We start from the raw sequence: 22,978 nt of genomic DNA on the forward strand, positions 1-22,978 counted from the left end.
TCCAGTAGGCGCACCACACCGGGGTAGGGGGTCATCCCGGCAGAAAGTACGCAATCGGCAAGAATTGTTGCCAAAGGGAGGATCTTCGTCAAGGTTTCAAATACTCACATACGCCACCAGTCAATCTTTATACGAAATTTATGTACTTATTCGACGGCTTCTGATAGAGGCGAGTCGCCGCCCCTCGCACGGCGGGGCATGGTCCGGGATCGACGTGGCCGGACGGAGACGCGTTGTCACACGGAAGAGGCCCGCGCCGACAGGCAGGGCGGGGGCGTGAAGTCAGAGGACGGACCCGGACCCGGTCGCACGCAGCCGCCGGACGACCATCGGGCGACCCGTACAGCCGCCACACGGACCACCATGATTCGCGTCATCCGCATGACCATCGCGCGACCGCCGTACGTTCGCGGCGCCATCGCCCCTGCTCTGCGGGCCAGGCGAATTCGCCACCACATGCGCCCCGAATTCGCCGCCGCTCACGCGCCGAATTCGCCCCGGCGCGCACCTCGGAATTCACCTCGTCGCGCGTAACCATTCGCCGCGCACGCGGCCCGAACCGTCGCCTCGCGCACGAGGCGACCACCCGTCTGCGCACACGATCTCGTCGAATGCGCGGCGCCGATTTCTCTTTCCCGCCGACTTCCCCGGCCATCAGACCGGGACATTCCACCGGCCGCCACACCTGCCGCCCTGATCATGTTCCGTCACGGCCCCTCCCAACGAGGGTCGCCCCTCCCCCGCCCGGAGCCGGCCGACCGTGCCCCGTCAGGCCGTCTTCTCGTGGCGCTCGTGGTCGCGGCCCGGCCGGTCGCGGGGGATGAGGACCGGGTTGACGTTGTGCAGGACGGTGTCGCGGGTGATCACGACACGGGCGACGTCCTCCCGGCTCGGCACCTCGTACATGACGTTGAGCAGTACCTCTTCGAGGATCGCGCGGGCCGCCCGGGCGCCGGTGCGGCGCAGCAAAGCCTGGTCGGCGATCGCGGCCAGGGCGTCCTCGGTGAACTCCAGCTCGACGCCGTCGAGGGCGAACAGCTTCTGGTACTGCTTGATGAGCGCGTCATGCGGTTCGGTGAGGATGCGCGTCAGCGCCGCGTGGTCCGGCGGCCGGAGCGCCGCCAGCACCGGCAGCCGCCCCACAAGCTCTGGGATCAGGCCGAACTCCAGCAGGTCCTGCGGCGTGACCTGGGCGAAGACGTGCTGCTCGCCCCTCGCGGGCCCGGGGCGGATTTCGGCGCCGAACCCGGCGCGGGTGCGCCCCGCCCGCCGCTCGATGATCGTCTCCAGGCCCTCGAACGCCCCGCCGGCGATGAAGAGCACCTGGCTGGTGTCGATCTGGATGAACTCCTGATGCGGGTGCTTGCGGCCGCCCTGTGGCGGCACGCTGACCGTGGCGCCCTCGATGATCTTCAGGAGTGCCTGCTGGACGCCCTCGCCGGACACGTCCCGCGTGATGGACGGGTTCTCGCCCTTACGGGCGATCTTGTCGATCTCGTCGATGTAGAGGATGCCGGTCTCGGCCCTCCTGATGTCGTGACCGGCGGCCTCGATCAGCCTGAGCAGGATGTTCTCGACGTCCTCACCGACGTACCCGGCCTCGGTGAGCGCGGTGGCGTCGGCGATCGCGAAGGGGACGTCCAGCATGCGGGCGAGGGTGCGCGCGAGGTGGGTCTTGCCGGAGCCGGTCGGGCCGATCATCAGGATGTTGGACTTGCCCAGTTCGACGCCCTCGTCGTCACCGGAGGTGCGCCGGGCGCGGCCGGGCGCCGGGCGAACGCGTTTGTAGTGGTTGTAGACCGCCACCGACAAGGACATGCGCGCCGTTTCCTGGCCGATGACGTACCGCCCCAGGAACGCGTCGATCTCCCGCGGCTTCGGCGCCTCCGGCGCGCCCTCGGCGGTTTCGCCGAGCTCGTCCTCGATCAGCTCGGCGCAGACCTCGACGCACTCGTCGCAGATGAAGACGCCCGCCGGGCCCGCGATCAGCCTGCGGACCCGCCCGCGGCTCTTGCCGCAGAACGAGCACAGCAGGTCGCCGTCGCCGCCGATGCGTGCCACTCGGAAAACCTCCTCGGGAAGCGGGCCGGACTCCTCTGAGCTCACATGGTGTGATCATATGGTCTCAACATTCGGATGGTCACGGTATCTTGGATCGCGCCGGACGGCAAACGCGGGACGTGTAAAGGGGGGACGACCGATGGCCAGGCTGACCAGGGCGGAGTCGCAGGAGCGCAACCGCGCCAGGGTGCTGTCCGCGGCCAGGGAGGAGTTCACCGAGCTGGGCTTCCGCGAGGCCAAGATCGACGGCATCGCCGAGCGCGCCGGTCTCACGCGCGGCGCCGTGTACTCCAACTTTCCCGGCAAACGGGCGCTGTACTTCGCCGTCCTCGCCGAGCTGGCCGTGCGCGAGCCGCGTGCCCTGGGTCCCGAGGCCGCCCGTGACGCCCGTACGGCGCTCGGCGCGTTCGCCCGCGCCTGGGTCGGCCGGCTCCCCCTCGCCACCGACGACGGGCCCGGCGCGGCCCGCCTCGCCACGGACCTGATGCCCGAGATCCTCGCCGACGAGCGCACTCGCCGCCCGTTCGCGCAGCTCATGAAGCTCGACGCGATCCTGCTCGGGCTCGCGCTCGAACGGCTGGCCCCGCCGGGCTCGCCGCCGGTTCGCCAGGTTCGCGTCGCCGAGGCCGCGCTCACGACCCTGCACGGCGCCACCCAGATGGCCACGGCCGCGCCCGGCTTCATCGAGCCGTTCGACGTCGTCAGCGTCTGCGAGCGGCTCGTGGGCGCGGAGCTCGGCGGCGGGTGGCCCATCACGCCGCCCGTCCCCCCGGCGCGGCCCGCCGACGAGCCGTGGAATCCCCCCTCGCCGGGCACCGCCGGGCCGATCGACATGGTGCGCGGCGAGCCCGCGCGGCTCGGGGGCGACGGCGTGGTGGCGATCCTCGGGCTGCACCGGCTGGAGGCCGTCGAGGAGGCCGTGCGCGCCGCGCCGCCGGGCGCCGAGATCACCGCCGTCATGGTCACCGGCGACCCGGGCGAGCTGGCGCCGCTGGCGCGGCTGGTCGTGACAGACCTGTGCGGCTGCCTGCGCGAGTCCTTCCCGCCCGCGGCGTGGCCGCGCCTGCGGGTGGTACTGGACGAGTCCGGCGCCGTCGCCGCGGCGGCGGGCGTGCCCTCGGCCGGAGACGCCACCGAGACGGCCGTCCGCGTCGCGGCCGGCCGGATCGCCGCCCGCGCCGACGGCCGGGGCGCGTGCCACGCGGCCGCGTCGGCCGCCGTCGCCCCCGCGCCGCCCGGCCGGCCCCGGGCGCGGCGCCAGAACTAGCACCCGCGTCCTCATAGCCTGCCCGGTGCGACCTCAGGGCCTGCCCGGGCGAAGTACGATCGGTGCGTGACCGAAACCACCGAAACCGCACCGGGCTGGCTCGCTCCCGAGGAGCTCGAGACGGTACGGGGCCGGATGCCGATCCTCTACGTCGACGCCGTGCCCGTCCGGGTGGACGAGACCGGCGTGGTGACCCGCATCGGCCTGCTGCTGCGCATTGGCTCGGACGGCACCATCAGCCGCGCCCTGGTCTCCGGCCGCGTCCTTCTGTACGAGCGGGTGCGCGACGCGCTCGTGCGTCACCTGGAGAAGGACCTCGGGCCCGTGGCGCTGCCCCACGTGCCGGCCTCCCCGCAGCCGTTCACCATCGCCGAGTACTTCCCGACCCCGGGCGTCACGCCGTACCACGACCCGCGCCAGCATGCCGTCAGCCTGGCCTACATCGTGCCCGTGGCGGGCGACTGCCGTCCCCGGCAGGACGCGCTTGACCTCATCTGGTTCACCCCGGAGGAGGCCGCCTCCCCGCAGGTGCAGGGGGAGATGACCGGCGGGCAGGGCCTGCTGCTCAAGCAGGCGCTCGCCCACGTGGGCAGGCTTTCCTGATTCGATTAGCGAATCGTAGTTATGTCGTGGCATATTGTTACCGACACGCCCGGCGCCCAGGCGATGTCGGGCACCCTCCCCGGTCAGGCTGTGCACGCCTGACCGGTCGGCGTCCGGAGGGGCGTGCTCGACGGGTCGGCGGCTCCGGTTGCCGGCACCAGGGCACGAAGACGATTGGTGAATACCGGGCAGCTCGTTGTGCCTTGATTCTGTGTAACGCACAGGATCGCTAAGCCAATCAGAGACGCTTCCTTGACCGTCCGTCAGGGTCGACGCCAGCGGCCAAGCGTGTGGTGACGTAGCCCCGATCGCACCTGCTCTTGGTCGCTGGAGCGGATCGCCTCGACGATGGCGCGGTGCATGTCCAGGCGATCCGCCGAGTCGGGGGTGAGACCCGGCACATCCGAGAAGGCTTTTGAGCGGTGGCCGCCCGTCAGTTCACTCTCGATGTAGTCGACAAGGTTCAGGTAGAAGGCGCGCAGTACCGCATTGTCTCAGCAATGCGGCGCTGCGGTTTCCAGTTGGCGTGCAGACCGTCGACCGGGTCGTGCCAGACGGCAGCGACTTGCTCCATCAAGTCATCGAGGTCCTTCAGGTCCTCATCGGTTCGGTGCACGGCGGCGTCACTGATCACGGCCTCATCCAGTGCGTCAAGTACGGCGACCACCTCGTTGACCGTGGCTCCGTGCTCTCGTAGTCGCATCACGCTGTGGGCTAGTCGTAGCCGGGGAGAGCGCTCGGTGACGAACAGACCGCCGCCCGGTCCTGGCCGTGCCTCGATGACGCCTCGCCCCCTCAGGACACGCAAGGCCTCTCCGAGCGTCGCAGGGGCGATCCCGAACTGCTCGCACAGTTCCTGTTTCGTGCCGAAACGGTAGCCTGCCGGCAGTCGCCGCTCGATGATGATCCGCTCCATCCGCTCAACGACCGAGTCGACCACCGATCCCGTGCTGCGCGCGCGAGCGCGCCGTCTCCTGCTACGTGGCCAACCGGCACCGCTACCACCCCATCGCCGTCAACGTCGTCGAGTCGCGCATGTCGAAGTTGGGGATCGACCCGGACCACCTCTGAGCCCTGAGAGGTCACCGATGTTCGCCCACATGAAGGAACTCACCGAGCTCCCCGGCCCCGTAGGGCACGAGCGTCCCGTCGCCGATCACCTGGTCGAGCGATGGGCGAGGATCCGCCGCGGGACACCGACCGCCACCGTGCAGGTGCAGATCTGGGACTGCTTCGCGGGCGACAACCAGCGATGGTCTCTTGACCGCAGGCACTAAGGGAGCTTAAATCCCAGCAAGAACTAATAAGAAACCTTCTTGTCAGTTGAGCCCGCCCGCTCGATCCGACAGGGGGCCCCACCGAAGGGAGGCCTGGGCTTTTTACACTGCTTAATTTAAGTTCTAGATAGAAGGATGGCGAACACCCCCCATGAAACGCCTAAACCCCGCACGTAGCCGAGCCAGGCTGCTCACAGGCGCCCTCCTGGCGCCCCTGCCCCTGATCGTGGCCGGTCTCGGCCTCGTCACCCCCGCCTACGCCGCCACCGGCCAGATCACCGGTATCGCGGGCAAGTGCGTCGACGTCGCCGCCGCCAACACCGCCAACGGCACCAAGGTGCAGATCTGGGACTGCAACGGCACCGCCGCCCAGGCCTGGACCACCGGCTCCGACGGCACGATCCGCGCCCTCGGCAAGTGCCTGGACGTCAGCAACGCCAACAGCGCCAACGGCACCAAGGTGCAGATCTGGGACTGCAACGGCACCGCCGCCCAGCGGTGGACCACCGGCTCCGACGGCTCCCTACGCGCCCTCGGCAAGTGCCTGGACGCCACCGGCAGCAACTCCGCCGCTCCCCTCCAGATCTGGGACTGCAACGGCACCGCCGCCCAGCGCTGGACGCTGCACTAAATAGAAGGATGGCGAACACCCCCCATGAAACGCCTAAACCCCGCACGTAGCCGAGCCAGGCTGCTGACAGGCGCCCTCCTGGCGTCCCTGACCCTGATCGTGGCCGGTCTCGGCCTTGTCACCCCCGCCTACGCCGCCACCGGCCAGATCACCGGCATCGGCGGCAAGTGCGTCGACGTCGACAACGCCAACAGCGCCAACCGCACGCAGGTCCAGCTCTACACCTGCAACGGCACCGGCGCCCAGCAGTGGACCACCGGCTCCGACGGCACGGTCCGTGCCCTCGGCAAGTGCCTGGACGTCGACAACGCCAACAGCGCCAACGGCACCAAGGTGCAGATCTATGACTGCAACGGCACCGTCGCCCAGGCCTGGACCACCGGCGCCAACGGCTCCCTGCGCGCCCTCGGCAAGTGCCTGGACGCCACCAACGGCAACTCCGCCGACCGCACCCCCCTCCAGCTCTATGACTGCAACGGCACCGCCGCCCAGAACTGGACGCTGCCCAGCGGCGGCGGCACGACCCCCGGCAAGATGGCCGGTGCGCCGTACCTGTACATGGGCTGGGGTAACCCGCCCAACCCGGGCACGGTGATGGACGCGACGGGGATCAGGTCGTTCACGATGGCGTTCATCCTGTCCAGCGGGGGCTGCAACGCCGCGTGGGACGGTCAGCGCGGGCTGACGGGTGGTGCCGATCAGCAGGCGATCAACACCATCAAGTCCAAGGGCGGCAGCGTGCAGGTGTCGTTCGGTGGGTGGAGCGGTAACAAGCTCGGCCCGAACTGCTCCTCCCCGGAGGCCTACGCCAACGCGGTCCAGTCGGTCATCAACGCCGTCGGGCCGGCGGTGGTGGACTTCGACATCGAGAACACCGACGAGTTCGAGAACTACACCGTTCAGGACCGTATCCTGAACGCGCTGAAGATCGTCAAGCAGAACAACCCGGGCGTGAAGGTCGTGGTGACCTTCGGCACGCTGGTCTCCGGGCCGAACTACCACGGCACGCGGCTGATCAACCAGTCGCGGGCGCTGAACGTGCCGATCGACAACTACACGATCATGCCGTTCGACTTCGGTGGCGGCAACATGTACAACGACACCGTCAGCGCCTCCGAGGGGCTGAAGAACGCGCTGAAGAACGCGTGGGGCTGGAGCGACGCCCAGGCCTACGCGCACATGGGCATCTCGGGCATGAACGGGCTGTCCGACCAGTCCGAGGTCACCTCCCCGGGGACCTGGACGCAGATCCGTGACTGGGCCAGGTCCAAGGGCCTGACCCGGTTCGCCTACTGGTCGGTCAACCGCGACCGCGCCGGCGGCGCCGGCGTCCCGTCCGGCGAGTGGGAGTTCACCCGCATCACCGCCGGCTTCTGACCGCCCAGGGAGGGGGCGGGCATCGTCCGTCCCCTCCCCCGCCCCGCCGAAGGTCGGCGCACTTCGTCGCCTACGGCCGACCCCGTCCAGACGGAAGGCCTACCCTTTTCGTCAGACTTGGTCAGAGTGTCATCACCACGCCGGCCACGCCACCACATCCCGGTGACGTGGCCGGCGCGCGTGATCCGGCCGCGGCCCACGGCCCCGGAAAGGAACGCGAGGAAGCATGTCCAGCCCCGAGCGCCGGACGGTGCGCGACCTCCGGCGCGGAAACCGGGCGGTGCTGCTGCGCAATCTGTACTTCGCGGGCCCGGCCAGCCGCCATGAGCTCAGCCGCCTCACCGGCCTGAGCGCCGCCTCCGTCAGCAACGTGACCGGCGACCTGCTCGCGGAGAACATCATCGTCGAGGCCGGCATGGTGGACTCCGACGGCGGCCGTCCCCGCACCCTGCTGCGCGTCAACCGCGAGTTCGGGTACGCGATCGGCGTGGACGTCGGCGAGACCCACGTGCACGTCGAGTTGTTCGACCTGGACATGAACATGCACGCCAAGGCCGGGTTCACCCTGCGATCGGCCCAGCACGACGTGGACGTGGTCGCCCGCCACATCCTGGCCGGCATCGACGCCGTGCTCGCCTCCGCGCAGGCCTCGCCCGAGCACGTCCTCGGCGTGGGCATCGCCGTCCCCGGCATCGTCGAGAGCGGCCCGGACACGCTCGTCCACGCCCAGACCTTCGGCTGGGACGGGGTGCCGCTCGGCGCGAAGGTCCGCGCCGGCACCTCGCTGCCGCTGTACATCGACAACGGCGCCAAGACCATGGGCCAGGCCGAGCTGTGGTTCGGCTCCGGCCGGGGGTTCCGGCACGCGATCGTCCTGCTGATCGGCTCGGGCGTGGGGGCCGGCATCATCACCGGCGGGCTGACCTACCGGGGGGCCAACAGCAGCGCCGGCGAGTGGGGCCACACCAAGATCGCGGTGGGCGGGCGGGCGTGCCGCTGCGGCGCGCGCGGCTGCCTCGAGGCCTACATCGGAGCTCAGGGCATTCTGGAACGTGCCGGGATGTCCGCCGAGATCGAGAGCGAGCAGGCGGCGCTCGGCGACCTGGTGCGGTCGGGCGCGCCCGTCGTCCGGGAGACCATCGACTACCTGGGCGCGGGCCTGGCGAACCTGATCAACCTGTTCAATCCCGAGCGCATCGTCATCGGCGGCTGGGCCGGGCTGCTGCTCGCCCGGCACGAGCTGGTGCGGATCAAGGCGGCGGTCGCCGAGAACTCGCTCAGCCAGCCGTACCAGACCGTCTCCATCGTGCCCGGCAGGCTGGGCGCGGACGCGGTCGCCCTCGGCGCCGCGACCCTGGTGGTGGACGAGTTCCTGCTCGGCGCGATCCCCCAGGCGACCGACGGCTCCCCGGCGAACGTGACCCGCCTGTCCGGGTGAGCGGCCCCCAAGACCGCATCCAAGGGGCGGGGCCCGGAAACATCGGTTGACAGCCCGGCACGCGCCTCGCTGAGGTGCGGGCGCGAACTGAAGTCCGACCCCCCGCCCGGGCACCGGGCGCCGTGGGGCAGCATGGAGGGGTGATCGATGGGACGAGCGCGCTGGCGGACATGCTGGCCGCGGGCGGCGTTGTCGTGCTGAGCGGGGCGGGCCTGTCCACGGAGTCGGGCATCCCCGACTACCGGGGGCCGATCGGGGCGTTGGTCCGGCACACCCCCATGACCTACCAGACCTTCACCGGGGACGCCGCGGCGCGGCGGCGCTACTGGGCGCGCAGCCACGTCGGCTGGCGGACGATCGCCCGGGCCGCGCCGAACGCCGGGCACCGCGCGGTCGCCGGCCTCCAGGAGCGGGGCCTCGTCAGCGGCATCATCACCCAGAACGTCGACGGCCTGCACCAGGCCGGCGGCGCGCGCGGGGTGGTCGAGCTGCACGGCAGCCTGGACCAGGTGGTCTGCCTGGGCTGCGGCGACCTCAGCTCCCGCGAGGAGATGCACCACCGCCTGGGCCGGGCCAATCCCCTGTTCGCCGCCCAGGCGAACACGGTGAACCCCGACGGCGACGTCGACCTGTCCGACGAGGAGGCCGGAAGGTTCAGCACGGTCGGCTGCCGCGCCTGCGACGACGGCGTCCTGAAGCCCGACGTCGTCTTCTTCGGCGAGACCGTCCCGCCGGACCGGGTGGGCGCGTGCTACGCCATGGTCGAGAAGGCGCGCGTCCTGCTGGTGCTCGGGTCGTCGCTGACGGTGATGTCGGGCCGCCGGTTCGTCCTGCGGGCCGCGAAGCTGGGCATCCCGGTGGCGATCGTCAACCAGGGCCCGACCCGCGGGGACGACTACGCGACGCTGACCGTGGACGCCCGGCTGGGCGAGGTGCTGCCCGAGACCGTGCGCCTCATCGACGCGCGGGCCGCCCGCTCTCCCCTTCCGGTGTCCGCGCCCTCCGCGTAACCTGCCGGGCCCGGCCGGGATCCCCGGGTCCGCCCCGCCCGGTCCCCCGTATCCGCCGCGGATCCGTCCCGGCTTCCTGCCTCGTCCCTGTGAGGACCGGCGCCCGTCGTGTGACGCGCACTTGACACGTACCTGAGGATCTTGTTCCACTGATCCGGTTCGCCGCGAAGCGGAACCGAACCGCGAGAGGTGCCCGATGGGAGACGGGGAGGCCGGGCCCCGTGAGCCCGCGGATCCGGCCGGATCCGCGCCGTCCCTGTGGCGGAACCGGAACTTCCGCCGGTTCCTCGCGGTCCAGACGTTGTCCGCGCTCGGTGATTCGTTCTCCTACGTGGCGATCCCGCTGCTCGTGCTGCGGGCGACCGGGTCGGTCGTCCAGATGGGGGTCGTCACGGGCCTGGTGGGCGTCGCCTCGATCGTCACCGGGCTGTTCGCCGGGTACCTGGCCGACCGGGTGAACCGCAAGGCGCTGCTGATCGCCTGCGATGTGGCGCGGTGCGTCCTGTACGGGCTGATCCCCGTGGTGTGGCTGGTGTCGCCGCAGGTGTGGCTGCTGTACGCCGTCGTCCCTCTGGCGAGCGCCTTCGCGATGCAGTTCCAGGTCACGTACGTGACCATCGTGCCCGCCCTGGTTCCGGCCGCCCAGATCACCCGGGCCAACGGCCATCTGTACGCGGCGTACTCGGTGGCGGGCGTCGCGGGCCCGACGCTGGCGGGTGTCGTCTCGGGCTGGACCGGGCCGGCCGCGGCCATCGCGATCGACGCGGCGAGCTTCGCCCTCTCGGCGGCCGGCCTCCTGCTGGTCCGCCCGCGCCCCGCCGCGCCCGCGCCCGCCGCCGAGCCTCCGGCGTCCCGGCGCCGCGCCGTGACCAGGGACTTCATGGCCGGGGCGGGGTTCCTCTGGCGTCACCCGGTGCTGCGGCGGCTGACGATCCTGCTGACCCTGATCATCTTCATCACGTTCGGCCTGACCGACCTGATCATCTACTACCTCAAGCACGACCTCGGCAGGCCCGACAGCACCGTCGGGTACGTCCTCGCCGCCGCCACCGCGGGTTCGCTGCTCGCGGCCACCGCCGTCGCCCCCCTGCGCGAAAGGCTGGGCTTCGGGGCCTGCTGGATCGGCGCCTGGGCGCTGTGCGGCGTGACCATCGCGCTGCTCGGGGCGTCCCCGGGCGTCCTGGCCGTCGGCGTGCTGGCCACGGCGTGCCTCCTGTGCACGGGCGTGGCCGGGATCAGCTCGATGTCGCTGCGCCAGGAGGTCACGCCGGGGCACCTGCTCGGCCGCGTCACCTCCGCGTTCTGGACGATCCACAACACGCTCGGCCCCGTGGGCGCCGCCGTCCTGACCGCCGCGGCCTCCCGCTACGGCGTCGAGCCCGTCTTCCTGCTCGCCGGTCTCGCCTGCACGCTGATCGCCCTGTCGGCCACGCTGACGCCGATCCGCCGGGCGCGGCCGGAGCTCCTGGAGGGCGAGCCCGCCTGATCGTCGGCGCCGCCATGCCGCTGAAGTAGCCGGCTCGGGCCCCACGGTGGAGTCCAGGGGCTGACACGCTGTACAACGCGTACCTCGACTGGGCGGGCGCGACCTGCACCATCACCCCGTCCTGGCGTCACGCGCGCTCCGGCAAGGCCACGTGACGAACCGATGGCGGGCGGCTCCGCGCTCACCAGGGTGACCGCGGAGCCGCCCGCGACGTCGGTAATAGTCATGTGAATGTGGAATCGTCTGGCTAATTCCGTATCGGCGGGAATTTGAGGGTGTAACTCCGCGTACGGATGCGTGGATTCGGTCCTTTTCCCGGTCAGCGTCCTTCATTTGCCTTATCGAGGAATCGCCCGCGTATCGCGCACGTCGTAGGCGGGTATTCCTCGTACGCGTTGACATCGTCGACATGCGTCGCGTAATTCATGAGCCGCGCATGTAACGTGATTTGAGGCAAATTGTGACCGTCCCCAGCAGAACGACAGATCCGCGCCGTGCGGCGGGGTGGAAGACGCACGCCGCGCGCCCGGCAGCCGGCGGCTCACGCGCCGGCCAGATCATCGGACCGGCGTTCGTGGCCGCGATCGCCTACGTCGACCCCGGGAACGTCGCCACCAACCTCACCGCGGGAGCGACCTCCGGGTACCTGCTCGTGTGGGTGGTGGTGGCGGCCAGCCTCGTGGCGATGCTCGTCCAGTTCCAGGCCGCCAAGCTCGGCATGGCCACCGGCAAGAGCCTGCCCCGGCTGTGCCGCGAGCGGTTCCCGCGCTGGGGCGGCCGGTTGCTGTGGCTCCAGGCCGAGGTGGTGGTACTCGCCACCGACCTGGCGGAGTTCGTCGGCGCGGCGATCGGGATGCGCCTGCTGTTCGGCGTGCCCATCGCCCTGTCCGCCGTGCTGACCGCGCTGGTGTCCCTGCTGCTGCTCGAACTGCGGCGGCGGGGCCGCACGCGCCCGTTCGAGCTCATGAGCGCCGCCGCGCTGCTGCTCGTGGGCGCCGGCGTCGGGTACGACATCCTGGTGACCGGGCACCAGTCGGCGTCCGGGCTGGCGGCGGGGCTCGTCCCCGCGCTGCACGGGCAGTCCACGCTGGTCCTGGCCATGGGCATCGTCGGCGCCACGGTCATGCCCCACGCGGTCTACCTGCACTCGGCGCTGGCCCCCGGGCACGGCACCTCGGCCGACATCGCCTGGCGGCAGCCCGCGCTCATCCGCCGGGCGCTGCGCCTGGACTGCGCGCTCGCGCTCGGGATCGCCACCGTCGTCAACATCTCCATGGTCGCGCTAGGGGCGGGCCTCGGCTCGGCGACGGGCGGCGCCTGGGCCGGCGACCTGCTGGAGGCGCACGCGGAACTGGCGAGCCGGATCGGCGGCGGGACCGCCCTGGCGTTCGCCGTCGCCCTGCTCTCCTCGGGGGTGTCCTCCGCCGGGGTCGGCACGCTCGCTGGAGACGTGGTCATGCACGGGTTCCTCGGCAGGCGGGTGCCGGTCCACCTGCGGCGGCTCGTCACGATGATCCCGGCCGTGGCCGCCCTGCTGCTCGGCGTCTCACTGACCGGCCTGCTCATCGTCAGCCAGGTGATCATCTCGCTGGGGGTGCCGGTCGCGCTGTTCCTGCTGGTGCTGTTCTGCCGCGACCGGTCGGTGATGGGGCCGCTCGTCAACGCCCCGATCACCACCCGCGTCGCGGGCGCCGCCGGAGCCGTCGTCGCCCTCCTCGGCTGCGCCCTGCCGTTCACCGTGCTGCTTTGAATGCTGCTCTGAATCGATTCCCGAACGCGGTGGAGTTCGCACCGGCCCGCCGTGAGCATCAGACCCGTCGTACACATCAGAAAGGAAAATGCCCATGGACCGTTCGGCATACCAGGCGATTCCCCACCCGCAGCGCGACGGAAAGGGCGGTGTCGACACCGGGCCGAGAAACATAGAGCTGGACCTCCAGAATCCCGACCTGCTCACCCCGCCGGAGACCGACCACGGCACGGTGCCCAACATGAAATTCCCCTTCTCCATGGCGCACACCCGTATCGAGGAGGGCGGCTGGACGCGGGAGGTGACCGCCCGGGAGCTGCCGGTCGCCACCACGCTGGCCGGGGTGGACATGCACCTCAACCCCGGCGCCTACCGCGAGCTGCACTGGCACAAGGAGGCGGAGTGGGCCTACGTCCTGGAGGGCAGCTGCCGCATCGGCGCGGTCGACCAGGAGGGACGCAACTTCCTGGACGACGTGCGCCAGGGCGACCTCTGGTTCTTCCCCAAAGGGATCCCCCACTACATCCAGGCGCTGGAGGAGGGCGTGGAGTTCCTGCTGGTCTTCGACGACGGCAACTTCTCGGAGAACTCGACCTTCATGCTCAGCGACTTCTTCGCGCACACGCCGAAAAGCGTCCTCGCCAAGAACTTCGGCTGGCGGCCCGAGCAGCTGGAGAACCTGCCGGAGAAGGAGAAGTACATCTTCCCGGGCCGGGTCCCTCCCCCGCTGGAGTCCGACCAGATCGTCAGCCCCACGGGCGACGTGCCGCGCACGTTCAAGCACCGGATGCGGGCCCAGGAGCCCCTGCGCTTCGACGGCGGCACCGTCCGCATCGCCGACTCCACGAACTTCACCGCGTCCACCACGATCTCGGCCGCGCTGGTGGAGCTGGAGCCCGGCGGCCTGCGGGAGCTGCACTGGCATCCCACCAACGACGAGTGGCAGTACTACATCTCCGGCTTCGGGCGCATGGGGGTGTTCGCGAGCTCCGGGCTGGCCCGCACGTTCGACTTCCACGCGGGCGACGTCGGATACGTGCCGTTCGCCTACGGCCACTACATCGAGAACCTCGGCAACGAGCCCTTGGTGTTCCTGGAGATGTTCCGCGACCCGCGTTTCGAGGACGTCTCGGCGATGCAGTGGATGGCCAACCTCCCGCCGCAGGTCAGCGCGGACACGCTCAACATGCCCCGCGAGTGGATCGAGGCGCTGCCCAAGAGCAAGCACAGCCTCGTCCGCTGACGGCACCCGGCCGCCTCGTGGACGGCGCCCGCCGATACGCCAGGATGGTCCCCGTCCGATCAACGCACCCCGAGACGAGGCTGGAAAACATGACGGCGAGCGACCTTCCCGGCGACCCGTTCCACCGGCGGCTCCACCACATCGCCCCCGCGGGCCTCACCTCCGAGACCGCGCAGACCGGCGGCATGCGCCGGCGAGCGGCCATCAGCGGGGCGAGCGTGGGCGCGCACCGGCTGTGGATGGGACAGACGCACGTCGCGCCCGCGACAGTCTCGGCCAACCACCACCACGGCGACTCCGAGACGGCGATCTACGTGGTCAGCGGCACCCCGTCGTTCGTGTTCCTCGACGTGGAGGGCGACGAGCCGCGCGAGGTGCGCGTCGACACCAAACCCGGGGACTACATCTTCGTGCCGCCCTTCGTCCCGCACCGCGAGGAGAACCCGGACCCAGAGGTCGAGGCGGTGGTGGTGATCGCCCGTAGCACCCAGGAGGCGATCGTCGTCAACCTCGACGCGCTGCGCTGGACCTGACGGGCCCGCGTGCGGCTCCACGCACGGCCGCGCGGACATGTCTCCAGCATGTGTCGTCATGCCAGGCTCGCGGCGGATTCGTGCGCGCGCCGAGAGTCTCCGCCGGTTCGGCGGCTCGACGCGCCGCCTTTGGAGCCGGTCGGGCGAGTGCCCTGGTTTCCGTTTTGAGGAACCATGCGAATTTTTGCCGGATATTTCGGGATATAGATGGATCTAAGACACCGGGCCATTCCGGCTTTCGAGGGTGTCCGGAAATGGACACCGCGGGCCCTCGGGCCGGATATTGACGGCCCCCAGAGGCCGCATTATCTTTCTTTTAAGAAACTTTCCTATCTGAAAAAGCGCTGGTCTGCAGCGCAGACCTCGCCGCCGCGGCCCCTGAGCTCCACGGCGGAGGACACACACGACACCGCCGACACCCCCCGGGAGTCACGCATGAACGTGAGAAGATGGGCCGCCACCGCCTGCGCCACCGTCCTGGCGACCGCCGGACTGGTGACCGCGACCACGTCCGGCGCCTACGCCGCGCCGACCGGCTGCAGCTACCAGCTCAACACCGCGGAGCGCTGGGCCAGCAGCTACTGCTCCAGCGGCACCGGCGAACACCGCATCTGGGTGCTGGAGAGGCACTTCCTGCCCGAGGTCGGATACATCCCGGTCTACGGCCCGTGGGTGCCCGCCGGTGAGACCTCCTTCACCCGCATCCCCCCGCACACGATCGTCGACATCCGGGTCGAGACGCGCTGACGCGGCGTTCCCCTCGCTCCAGGCACTCCCCGGCGGCCCCCAGAAGCTGCGGCCGCGTTCGTCAAAGGGCGGGCGCGGCCGTACGGCGTGCGGCGCGGCCTCGAATATCGCCCGTCAGCGGGCCGGCTCGGCCTGCCAGTGCGCCGGGCGGGTGAAGGGGGGCGGCAGCGTGGTGGCGGCGTCGCCCTTCGCCGCGTCGAGCTGGGCCTGGGTGAGGAAGAAGGCCCCGGTGAGGTCGGCTCCCCGAAGGTCCGCGCCGCGCAGGTCGGCGCCGAGCAGGTCCACCGACCGCAGGTCCGCGCCCCTGAGGTCGGCGCCGATCAGGTAGGCCCCGCGCAGGCTCGCCCCGCGCAGGCCGGCCTTCGCCAGGCGGGCCCCGATGAGGTCGGCTCCCCTGCGGTCCGCCTTCGGGGTTCCGGCGCGGACCAGCTCGCTCGCCCGCGCCAGCAGATCACCGGCCTCACGCCGGCGCGCCCCCACATCCAGCCGCACGAGGGCGCCGGGGTCGCCGAGGGTGAGCCGCTCGACCGCGGCCAGCGTGGCGCGGATCTCGTCGTGAAGGGGACGGGCCCGGGGCAGCGACAGCGCCTCGTTCAGGTACCACAGCAGCTCGTGAAGCTGCCGCATGACCGGGAAGACCTCGAACATGCGCTTGGCGCCGCGCGGGTCGCCCCGCCAGTCCCGCCCGCCGAAGGTGATCTGGGAGACCTTCTGGCCCGCGCCGAAGCAGTCGTACACCGTGCAGCCGGTGAAGCCCCGCTGCCGCAGGCGCGCGTGGATGCCGCAGCGGAAGCCGGCGGCCAGGTTGGGGCAGGGCCGCCCGGCCTCCTTGTCGATCGCGAAGTCCGCCGAGGCGGAGAAGGGCAGCGCGACGCAGCACAGGGCGAAGCAGCTCCCGCAGTCGGCACGCAGATCGGGACGCTCCGATACCGCTTGCGCCTCTTTCACCGGCGTCCCCGGGGACGTCCCGCCGGACGGCTTCTCCGACACCCCTTCGTTCTCCTCTCACGCGGCACCCGCGACGGCGCGGCACTTCGAAGGGTAAGGGCGCACGCGGGCCACCGGCGACATGACCGCGTCCAGGTGAACGACTGACGAAGAACACCTGAGCTTTCCCCTCCGGCTTCCTGACCGGAACCCCGGCGGGCGACGATCGGACCGTCCGCAATTCAGGATGAGGTAGACGAGGAACGAATGCGGCCGGCTCGGGTAGGCCCCCAAGGGGGCCGGACGCCGAGATCGGGACACCGCCGGTGGCCCGGCGGGGGCGCGCGGCGCCGTGACGAGCGGAGAAGGCGGAGATGAGCCCGAACATGAGCGCGGAGACGAGCAGAGAGCGGATCGTCGTCGGAATGGACCACCGGTCGGAGTCCCGTGTCGCCCTTGGCTGGGCCGCCGCGGAGGCGCACCGGCGTGGGGCGGATCTGGTGGTCGTCCACGCCTCGGACACGCTGAGCCCCGCGCCGTACGCGCCGGTCTCCCGGCGGGCCGAGGCCGAGCGTCGCCGCCTGAGCGAGCGCGCGGCGCTGGACCGGGCGATCGCGGTCGTCGAGGAGGAGTACCCGGACCTCTCCGTCCGCCGGTACACGAGCCTGGAAAGCCCGGTCAAGGACCTGCTGCGCCATACCGAGGCCGCCGACCTGCTCGTCCTCGGGTCGTCGGCCCCCGGTGGAGCCGAGGCGCACCTCGGCCCGCTACTGCTCGCCTGCCTGCGCCACGCCCGCTGCCCGGTCGTCGTGGTGAACGGCGGCACGACCGCCCCGCCCCGGCGCACGCTTTCCGCCGCCCACGGCTGAGGTCCCCTCCCCCGTGCACACGCGGCGACGCGAGGAACCCGGATCGGTCGTCCGGCGAGCAGCCACCTGTGGCGCGGCGGTCGCGGGCCGCCCCGCCACAGGTGCGGTGTTCCGGGTGTCCCGAGGTCAGCTCGGGCTGCAGGAGACCGCCGGTCAGTTCCAGTTGCCGTTGGCCTGGATCGTCACGCCCCAGTTGTTGCCGTTGCCGTTGGGCTTGGCGGTCAGCACCTGGGCGCTGGGATAGCTCGCGGTGATGTTCCAGGTGGCGATGATCTTCTGAGGGCTGCGCACGGTGACCGTGACGATCCAGGAGTTGGTCCCCGAGACCGTGACCGACAGGTTGAACCGTGAGGTTCCCACTGTAGTGAGGACATCCCTGACAATGGGTCTTGTTCCATAGAGGGGAGCCTTCGGGTGGCGCGACCGTCAAAGATCGCCGAGACCTCCTACACCGCGTTCACCTCGCACAAGGGCAAGGCGATGACCGCCCGGGCTGATCGTGCGCCGCGTCCCTGACCTCAATCCCCACGCGGCCGCCGGGCAGGACGAGCTGTTCACCGCCTGGCGCTACCACGCTGTCTTCACCAACAGCCCCTTCGAGCTGATCCAGGCCGCACAGCAGCATCGCGGTCACGCCATCGTCGAGCAGGTCTTCGCCGACCTGTTCGACGGCCTGACCCGCCCGAATCCAAGGTCACCGCACCCCTGACGACCATGCGGTCACCCGCGCACCCGCGCACCGACGCCCCGAACCGAGAGCCTGTGGACAAGCCGACGAGACCCGGACGGCCAGAGACCCATGCCCGCATTCACCAGGCCCAAGCCCTCGCGCAGGAATTGAACCCTCAAGATCTCAAACAAAATGACACGGTGGATTCAGGCTGAGGAACAGCGTAGCGATGACCTTGGACAGCGAAGGCCCTATATCCGTCGTCCTTTTCGCCTATGATTTGGGACTGTCCAGGTGCAATCGGATCGAGGTCGAAATGGACATCGCCGCACTAACCACCTTTCTGGCACCGCTGCTACCCTATCTCGTGAAGGCGGGAGAAAAGTTCGGCGACGCGGCGGCCGAGCAGGTCGGCCAGGAGACCTTCGGATTCGCCCAGCGGATCTGGTCCGCGCTGCGCGGCAAGGTCGGCGAGAAGCCAGCCGCGCAAGAGGCAGTCGCGGACGTGGCGGAGGATCCCGACGACGAGGACCTGCGTACCATCCTGCGCATTCAGCTCAAACGGCTGCTTGCCGAGGACCCGGAGTTGACGGCCGAAGTGGAGCGGCTGTGGCGGCAGGCTCCGGCCGCGGCCGGAGTGACCGTGACGAATGTGACGGCCAGCGGAACCGGGTCGGTGGCCATAGGGCGGGACGCCACGAGCAGCACGATCACCACCGGCGGAACGGGCCCCGTCGACTAGGCGCGCAACCGCCACAGCCAGATCTCCGCCATCCACCCGCTGAACACCCGCGCGTCGTCGTCCGGCCAGGCCCCGATGTTCAGCCCGTACGGCCATTCCACGGCACCCACGCGACCAAGGTTGTCCTGCCGGAGCGCGACGAGGGAACCGTCGACCGAGAGCGTCATCGTGTCTCTGCCGTCGTAGACGAAGGCTACGTCCACCCACTGGCCCTGGGGCACCACGCCAGGCGGCGTTGACAGGACGTACCACTTCAGGCCCGCGTAAACTGCGCCGAGCAGCCCGCCGTCCGGCTCGATGGAGAAGGAGAAGGCCAGGTAGCCCTCCACGATGGTGCGCCGCTCCGCCAGGGCGTCCGCGTAAAGGCGGACGCGTGCGCGGAGCCCGCCGAGGTCGGTGAGGCTGGGCGAGGGGAACACGACTACGCGGGTACCGAATCCGTCGAAGGGCATGCCCTCCGGGGTAGCCGTCGTCGTGGTGTGCCCGTGGTTTCCGTGGCCGGACAGGTCGGCGCTGCTTCCGGACGTGTACCGGTGGTGGACGACGAGCTCGGCATCGTTCATCAGCACGTTCATCAGGGCCACCACCGGTAGGCAGCGGTCACGGCGGCCGCCATGTCGACGAGTCCTTGCGGCCCGGTCAGTTCGAGCAGGCCCGGCAGCAGCCCGGGGGCCGCTTCCAGTAGTTGCGCCCGCGTGCCGGTGGCCAGCAGCCGCAGGGACGTACGCACGTGGTCCTGGACGTCCAGCGTGCCTTCCTGATCGGCGACCACCGCCTCGGTCAGGCTCGCCAGCACCCGCCCCCGGCTGACGGGCTGGGACAACTCCCGGGCCAGGGCCACGGCGCCGGCCACCGTGTCGCCCGGCAGCGGTGCCAACCTGATCAGGGCGGTCTCTCGGTCGGCGTCCGGCAACGTCCGGATGAGGTGGAGCGCGTCGCCCGCCTGACCGCGCCGCCCCAGGGCGAGGCTGACGGCGACGGTCGCCTGCGCGAGCCCCACCTCGTCGAGGATGTCCCCGAGCACGGTTCGCGCCTCGTTCAGGCTGTCCCGCCCTCCCGTGGAAGGCGCCACCGACTCGATGCGCAGCAGAGCGGCGACCCGCGCGCCAGGGTCGGCGATCGCGTCCGCCACTGCGTGGGCCGACTCGACACGCCCGGCCGCCGCGAGCAGCTCGGCGCGCCAGTGGACCAAGGAGAGGCCGGTGGCCAGCTCCGTCGCCCAGTCGCCGTGCCCGGCCGCCGCGAGCCCGATCCCCGCGCCGAACTTCGCCTTCATCCGCCAGTACGGGTCCCGGATCGTCGCCACCAGTTCGTCCGCCTCGGGAGCCCGTCCCAGCCGACCGAGCCTGGCGGCCAGCGCCGCCGCGGCGCGGTCGTGCTGCTCCACGTCCCCGATGGCCGCCACTGCGGCGAAGGCGGCGGGCAGGAGTTCGGCGGGCACTTCGGCGACCAGGTCCGCCACGATCCTGGCGCTGCCGCCGTCCAAGGCGGTCACGCCGAGCGCCAGTGCCTCGCCGTGCAGCCAAACCCGGTGTTCCGTCCCAGCGTGGACGGCCACGACGCCCAGCACCGCAGCCCGCCAGTCCGGCGGGAGCCCCGCCAGGACCGGAGCGAGCGAGCCGTCCTCGGCCATCGGGACGAGCCGTGCCGCGTTAGCCCGAAGCAACGCGGCACGGGTCACCACGTCGTCGACGGCCGCGGCGACCTCGAGCGCGCGGCGCGCGACGTTCGTCCGGACCCTCTCGTCACCGTGCTCCGCGATGGCGAACATCGCCCGCGCCAGACTCTCGTCGTCTGGCATCTCGCCAGCGCAGGCCAGCGCTATGTCGGGGGCGCCGATCGCGGCCAGGTACGTGGCGATCGCGCTCAGGGTGGTGGTCAGGATGTCCCGGTCGCCTACCAGGAGGGAGATGTCCAGCGCCGAACGCAGGACCGGTTCGCGCGCCGGGACGGGAATGTCCCCCGCCGACTCGGTGAGCAGTTCGGCACGCCAGCGCGGTGACTGGACGAAGCGGCTGGACTCGATGTGACCCTCGGCATGAGGTCCGGCGTCCAGGCCCATCATCAGCGTCGTCACGCCGCGGCGGGTCCGGCGGCGGTACTGCTCGACGAACTCCTCCGGATCGCGCGCCTCGTGCGGGTCGGCCGTCGTGACCGGGCGGGCAGAGCCTGGCCCTCCGAGGGCGTCCAGCCCGCTCCCGGCGATATCGCGTTCGTACTGGCGGCCCATGCTCGCCGCGATGCGGCGCAGGTCGGCGTCGTGCTCGCGTCCGACGACGGGCGCTAGGCGCAGCAGTTCGCCCGCTCGCCAGTACCCGTCCGGGACAAGCTGGACGCTGGCCAGCGCTTCGCGGATCGCCTCCGCACGGGCGGTGCCCTCCAGCTTCGGCAGCAGCGCGCTGAGCGACTCAGCCCGGGTGCGGGCGTCCGACATCGCCCGCGTGAGCTCCAGCGCCTGACCGGGGGTGATCAGCTCCTGCTCGATGAGCTGGACGAGCAGCGCGCTGGGCACGTTGCCAGCCACGCTGTCGACGGACGCCGTGATGAGCGCGTAGCGCAGTTCGAGCGCCATGGTCCGGGGCACGCCGGGCGTGACTGGCACGTGCGCCACTTGCTCGGCACGCCCCCAGGCCCGTTGAACGTCCAGGGCGTAGCCGGCGAACTCGCGGCGGGTCCGGTGCACCTCGTACCAGGCGTTGGACGCCGAGCTGGCCGGCCCCGCGACCTCAAGCGGCCACTCTAGCGCCATAAGGCTGTGCAGTACGGCGTCCTGGCTGGCGTACACGAGGTGGTGTACCAGGTGCCGCAGCCCGTAGCCGTCGTCCAGGGCGGCGGCTTCGCCGCGCAGATGGGGCAGCCCGTGGGGGATGTCGCCCCAGGCGCTGAGATAACGCTCCACGATGCGAAGGTGGGCACCGCGCTGGGCCGTGGTCAGGCGCTCGACGAAGAACCGCTCGGCGCTGGTCAGCTGGGTCACGTCCACCTGGCCCGCCATGAACTCGCCGAGGCTGTCATGGAAGGCCGCGTAGCGCTCCTGCGCCGGCTCGCCGGTGACATGCAGGAAGGGGCGCCACGCGTCACCGACGAGGTCGGCGGCGCGCTCGGGGTCCGGGCAGCGGCTCATCGCGCAGAGCAGCTCCAGCGTGAGCGGCTCCTGCGCGGCGGTGAGTGTGACGAGCAGCGGCAGGTCGATCGCCGGCCAGGTGCCCTCGTTCGCCCGCTTCCAGTCGCCCCAGAACCGTGCGTAGTACTGCCACAGGCCGACGGGCAGCGACGACAGCTCGCCCGGGCTGCGAGCGCCCGTCCGCAGTTCGGCGAGCACGTAGCGCAGGACCAGCCATACGCCGCCGCACCAGGCCACCAGTCGGTCCACCACCTCGGCGGGCACGGCCCCGGCGGCGGCCAGGCGCGCGGTGAGATCCGGCGCGGCGACCATGCTTTCGAGGTAAGCGCGCACGTCGTCAAGGTTCTCGGGACCGTCCGGGCGAATCCGCAGCACCCGGCGTGGTGTGCTCACGATCAGCGGCAGGTGTGTCGTACGCTGAGTAGCCAGCACGTAGACGCCGGACGGCAGTTCGGACGGCAAGGCGAGCGGATTCTGGAAGGGCAGCGCGGCCGTCTCGTTCAACCCGTCGACGACGATGACGATGGGTTCGCCCGGACGCGTCACGTCCCGCTTGTCGGCGGCCTCGTAGAGGACCTCGGTGAAGAAGTCCGGCCGGGACGCGTTGGCCGGCAGCACGCCGCCGACTGCCATGGACTGCAGGTCCCACGCGCGGATCAGCTGTGCCGACAGATTGCGCAGCGCGACACCCAGATCATTCACGTCGGGCATCAGCCGGACGAAATGGTGAACATATCTCCGCTCGCGTGCGACCAGGGCCATGAACGCGGTCTTGCCCATTCCCGCTTCTGCTTCGATGAGCAAATAGCCGCGGTCGTTCGATGTCAGGAAATCGTCGATCGCCTGTAACAACCAGGCCCGACCAGTGAATTCGTCAAGCCGCAACTCCCGGTAGAGCGCGCGCGGGCTGAGATAGGCCTCCGCGAGTCGTTCGTACTGGCCCACGAAGAATTGGTTGACGCCTCCGGTGACGAAAATGCTGTTGATCGCATCGCCGCCAACGGCGATCGAGCCGGTCCCCTCCGCGTGCGCCGTCATCGGCGCCCTAGCCGAAGGGCGCGGTCACGGCCTCTCCGCAAGCGCACGTTGTCACCTTCCTGCATCGGGTGCGCGCGCGTCAACGCGAATCCTTCAATGGCACCATCGAGTAATGCGCGGCTCTGGGATCGACGTATCGCATGGGGTAGCATCGGTAGCGCACGAACGCGTTCACGGTCGAAAGT

At 70.6% G+C, this 22,978-nt stretch carries 21 protein-coding genes; 15 read left to right on the forward strand and 6 right to left on the reverse strand.

Annotation, left to right across the window (positions count from 1 at the left end):
• Positions 1 to 768 precede the first annotated feature (768 nt).
• Positions 769 to 2,061, reverse strand: coding sequence for an ATP-dependent Clp protease ATP-binding subunit ClpX (clpX, locus tag AB0H21_RS25210; protein ID WP_358521351.1), 1,293 nt, complete (start codon positions 2,059 to 2,061; stop codon positions 769 to 771).
• 139 nt (positions 2,062 to 2,200) lie between these two features.
• On the opposite strand from clpX, the gene AB0H21_RS25215 reads away from it, so the two are divergent.
• Complete coding sequence (locus AB0H21_RS25215) at positions 2,201 to 3,328, forward strand: TetR/AcrR family transcriptional regulator (RefSeq protein ID WP_358520869.1); 1,128 nt, start codon at positions 2,201 to 2,203, stop codon at positions 3,326 to 3,328.
• Between the two features lie 66 nt (positions 3,329 to 3,394).
• Positions 3,395 to 3,931 (forward strand): NUDIX hydrolase family protein, encoded by a 537-nt coding sequence (locus AB0H21_RS25220; protein WP_358520871.1) that lies wholly within the window; start codon positions 3,395 to 3,397, stop codon positions 3,929 to 3,931.
• A 463-nt stretch (positions 3,932 to 4,394) separates the two neighbouring features.
• Here AB0H21_RS25220 and AB0H21_RS25225 read toward each other — a convergent pair whose 3' ends face one another.
• The gene (locus AB0H21_RS25225) at positions 4,395 to 4,871 is read right to left on the reverse strand and encodes a GntR family transcriptional regulator (RefSeq protein ID WP_358520874.1); all 477 of its coding nucleotides are present in this window, start codon (positions 4,869 to 4,871) and stop codon (positions 4,395 to 4,397) included.
• A gap of 160 nt (positions 4,872 to 5,031) precedes the next feature.
• On the opposite strand from AB0H21_RS25225, the gene AB0H21_RS25230 reads away from it, so the two are divergent.
• The 10 genes from AB0H21_RS25230 (at position 5,032) to AB0H21_RS25275 (ending at position 15,423) form a co-directional block, all read left to right on the forward strand.
• Positions 5,032 to 5,208 carry a hypothetical protein gene (locus tag AB0H21_RS25230; RefSeq protein WP_358520876.1) on the forward strand — a complete coding sequence of 59 codons (177 nt, stop codon included), beginning with the start codon at positions 5,032 to 5,034 and terminating at the stop codon, positions 5,206 to 5,208.
• Between the two features lie 151 nt (positions 5,209 to 5,359).
• On the forward strand, positions 5,360 to 5,839 hold the full coding sequence (locus AB0H21_RS25235; protein ID WP_358520879.1) for a ricin-type beta-trefoil lectin domain protein: 480 nt from the start codon (positions 5,360 to 5,362) through the stop codon (positions 5,837 to 5,839).
• Positions 5,840 to 5,863: 24 nt separating this feature from the next.
• A complete protein-coding gene (locus AB0H21_RS25240; protein WP_358520881.1) occupies positions 5,864 to 7,216 on the forward strand; it encodes a ricin-type beta-trefoil lectin domain protein in 1,353 nt (450 codons plus the stop codon).
• A 226-nt stretch (positions 7,217 to 7,442) separates the two neighbouring features.
• Positions 7,443 to 8,654, forward strand: coding sequence for an ROK family protein (locus AB0H21_RS25245; protein WP_358520883.1), 1,212 nt, complete (start codon positions 7,443 to 7,445; stop codon positions 8,652 to 8,654).
• 140 nt (positions 8,655 to 8,794) lie between these two features.
• On the forward strand, positions 8,795 to 9,664 hold the full coding sequence (locus AB0H21_RS25250) for an NAD-dependent protein deacetylase (RefSeq protein WP_358520885.1): 870 nt from the start codon (positions 8,795 to 8,797) through the stop codon (positions 9,662 to 9,664).
• A 196-nt stretch (positions 9,665 to 9,860) separates the two neighbouring features.
• On the forward strand, positions 9,861 to 11,150 hold the full coding sequence (locus tag AB0H21_RS25255; protein WP_358520888.1) for an MFS transporter: 1,290 nt from the start codon (positions 9,861 to 9,863) through the stop codon (positions 11,148 to 11,150).
• A gap of 460 nt (positions 11,151 to 11,610) precedes the next feature.
• Positions 11,611 to 12,900, forward strand: a complete 1,290-nt coding sequence (locus tag AB0H21_RS25260; protein ID WP_358520890.1) for an Nramp family divalent metal transporter — start codon at positions 11,611 to 11,613, stop codon at positions 12,898 to 12,900.
• Between the two features lie 94 nt (positions 12,901 to 12,994).
• The gene (locus tag AB0H21_RS25265; RefSeq protein ID WP_358520893.1) at positions 12,995 to 14,143 is read left to right on the forward strand and encodes an oxalate decarboxylase family bicupin; all 1,149 of its coding nucleotides are present in this window, start codon (positions 12,995 to 12,997) and stop codon (positions 14,141 to 14,143) included.
• An 89-nt stretch (positions 14,144 to 14,232) separates the two neighbouring features.
• A complete protein-coding gene (locus tag AB0H21_RS25270) occupies positions 14,233 to 14,676 on the forward strand; it encodes a cupin domain-containing protein (protein ID WP_358520895.1) in 444 nt (147 codons plus the stop codon).
• A 435-nt stretch (positions 14,677 to 15,111) separates the two neighbouring features.
• Positions 15,112 to 15,423, forward strand: a complete 312-nt coding sequence (locus tag AB0H21_RS25275; RefSeq protein ID WP_358520898.1) for a hypothetical protein — start codon at positions 15,112 to 15,114, stop codon at positions 15,421 to 15,423.
• A 114-nt stretch (positions 15,424 to 15,537) separates the two neighbouring features.
• Here the strand turns inward: AB0H21_RS25275 and AB0H21_RS25280 are convergent, their stop codons facing one another.
• On the reverse strand, positions 15,538 to 16,335 hold the full coding sequence (locus AB0H21_RS25280; RefSeq protein ID WP_358521353.1) for a pentapeptide repeat-containing protein: 798 nt from the start codon (positions 16,333 to 16,335) through the stop codon (positions 15,538 to 15,540).
• Positions 16,336 to 16,736: 401 nt separating this feature from the next.
• Between AB0H21_RS25280 and AB0H21_RS25285 the strand changes: the two genes are divergently transcribed.
• Complete coding sequence (locus AB0H21_RS25285) at positions 16,737 to 17,219, forward strand: universal stress protein (RefSeq protein ID WP_358520901.1); 483 nt, start codon at positions 16,737 to 16,739, stop codon at positions 17,217 to 17,219.
• A gap of 153 nt (positions 17,220 to 17,372) precedes the next feature.
• On the opposite strand, the gene AB0H21_RS25290 is transcribed toward AB0H21_RS25285, so the two are convergent.
• Positions 17,373 to 17,579, reverse strand: a complete 207-nt coding sequence (locus AB0H21_RS25290) for a hypothetical protein (RefSeq protein ID WP_358520904.1) — start codon at positions 17,577 to 17,579, stop codon at positions 17,373 to 17,375.
• A gap of 139 nt (positions 17,580 to 17,718) precedes the next feature.
• Between AB0H21_RS25290 and AB0H21_RS25295 the strand changes: the two genes are divergently transcribed.
• A complete protein-coding gene (locus tag AB0H21_RS25295) occupies positions 17,719 to 17,928 on the forward strand; it encodes a hypothetical protein (protein ID WP_358520906.1) in 210 nt (69 codons plus the stop codon).
• A 190-nt stretch (positions 17,929 to 18,118) separates the two neighbouring features.
• Complete coding sequence (locus AB0H21_RS25300; protein ID WP_358520909.1) at positions 18,119 to 18,631, forward strand: hypothetical protein; 513 nt, start codon at positions 18,119 to 18,121, stop codon at positions 18,629 to 18,631.
• Here the strand turns inward: AB0H21_RS25300 and AB0H21_RS25305 are convergent.
• On the reverse strand, positions 18,628 to 19,206 hold the full coding sequence (locus AB0H21_RS25305; protein ID WP_358520911.1) for a LamG-like jellyroll fold domain-containing protein: 579 nt from the start codon (positions 19,204 to 19,206) through the stop codon (positions 18,628 to 18,630). The two genes, AB0H21_RS25300 and AB0H21_RS25305, sit on opposite strands and share 4 nt — an antisense overlap.
• Positions 19,206 to 22,793, reverse strand: a complete 3,588-nt coding sequence (locus tag AB0H21_RS25310) for a hypothetical protein (protein ID WP_358520913.1) — start codon at positions 22,791 to 22,793, stop codon at positions 19,206 to 19,208. Before AB0H21_RS25310 ends, AB0H21_RS25305 begins: the two co-directional genes overlap by 1 nt.
• Positions 22,794 to 22,978 lie beyond the last annotated feature (185 nt).

The sequence above is a fragment of the Sphaerisporangium sp. NPDC051011 genome, assembly GCF_040653595.1.
In the GTDB taxonomy this organism is placed as follows: Bacteria; Actinomycetota; Actinomycetes; order Streptosporangiales; family Streptosporangiaceae; genus Sphaerisporangium.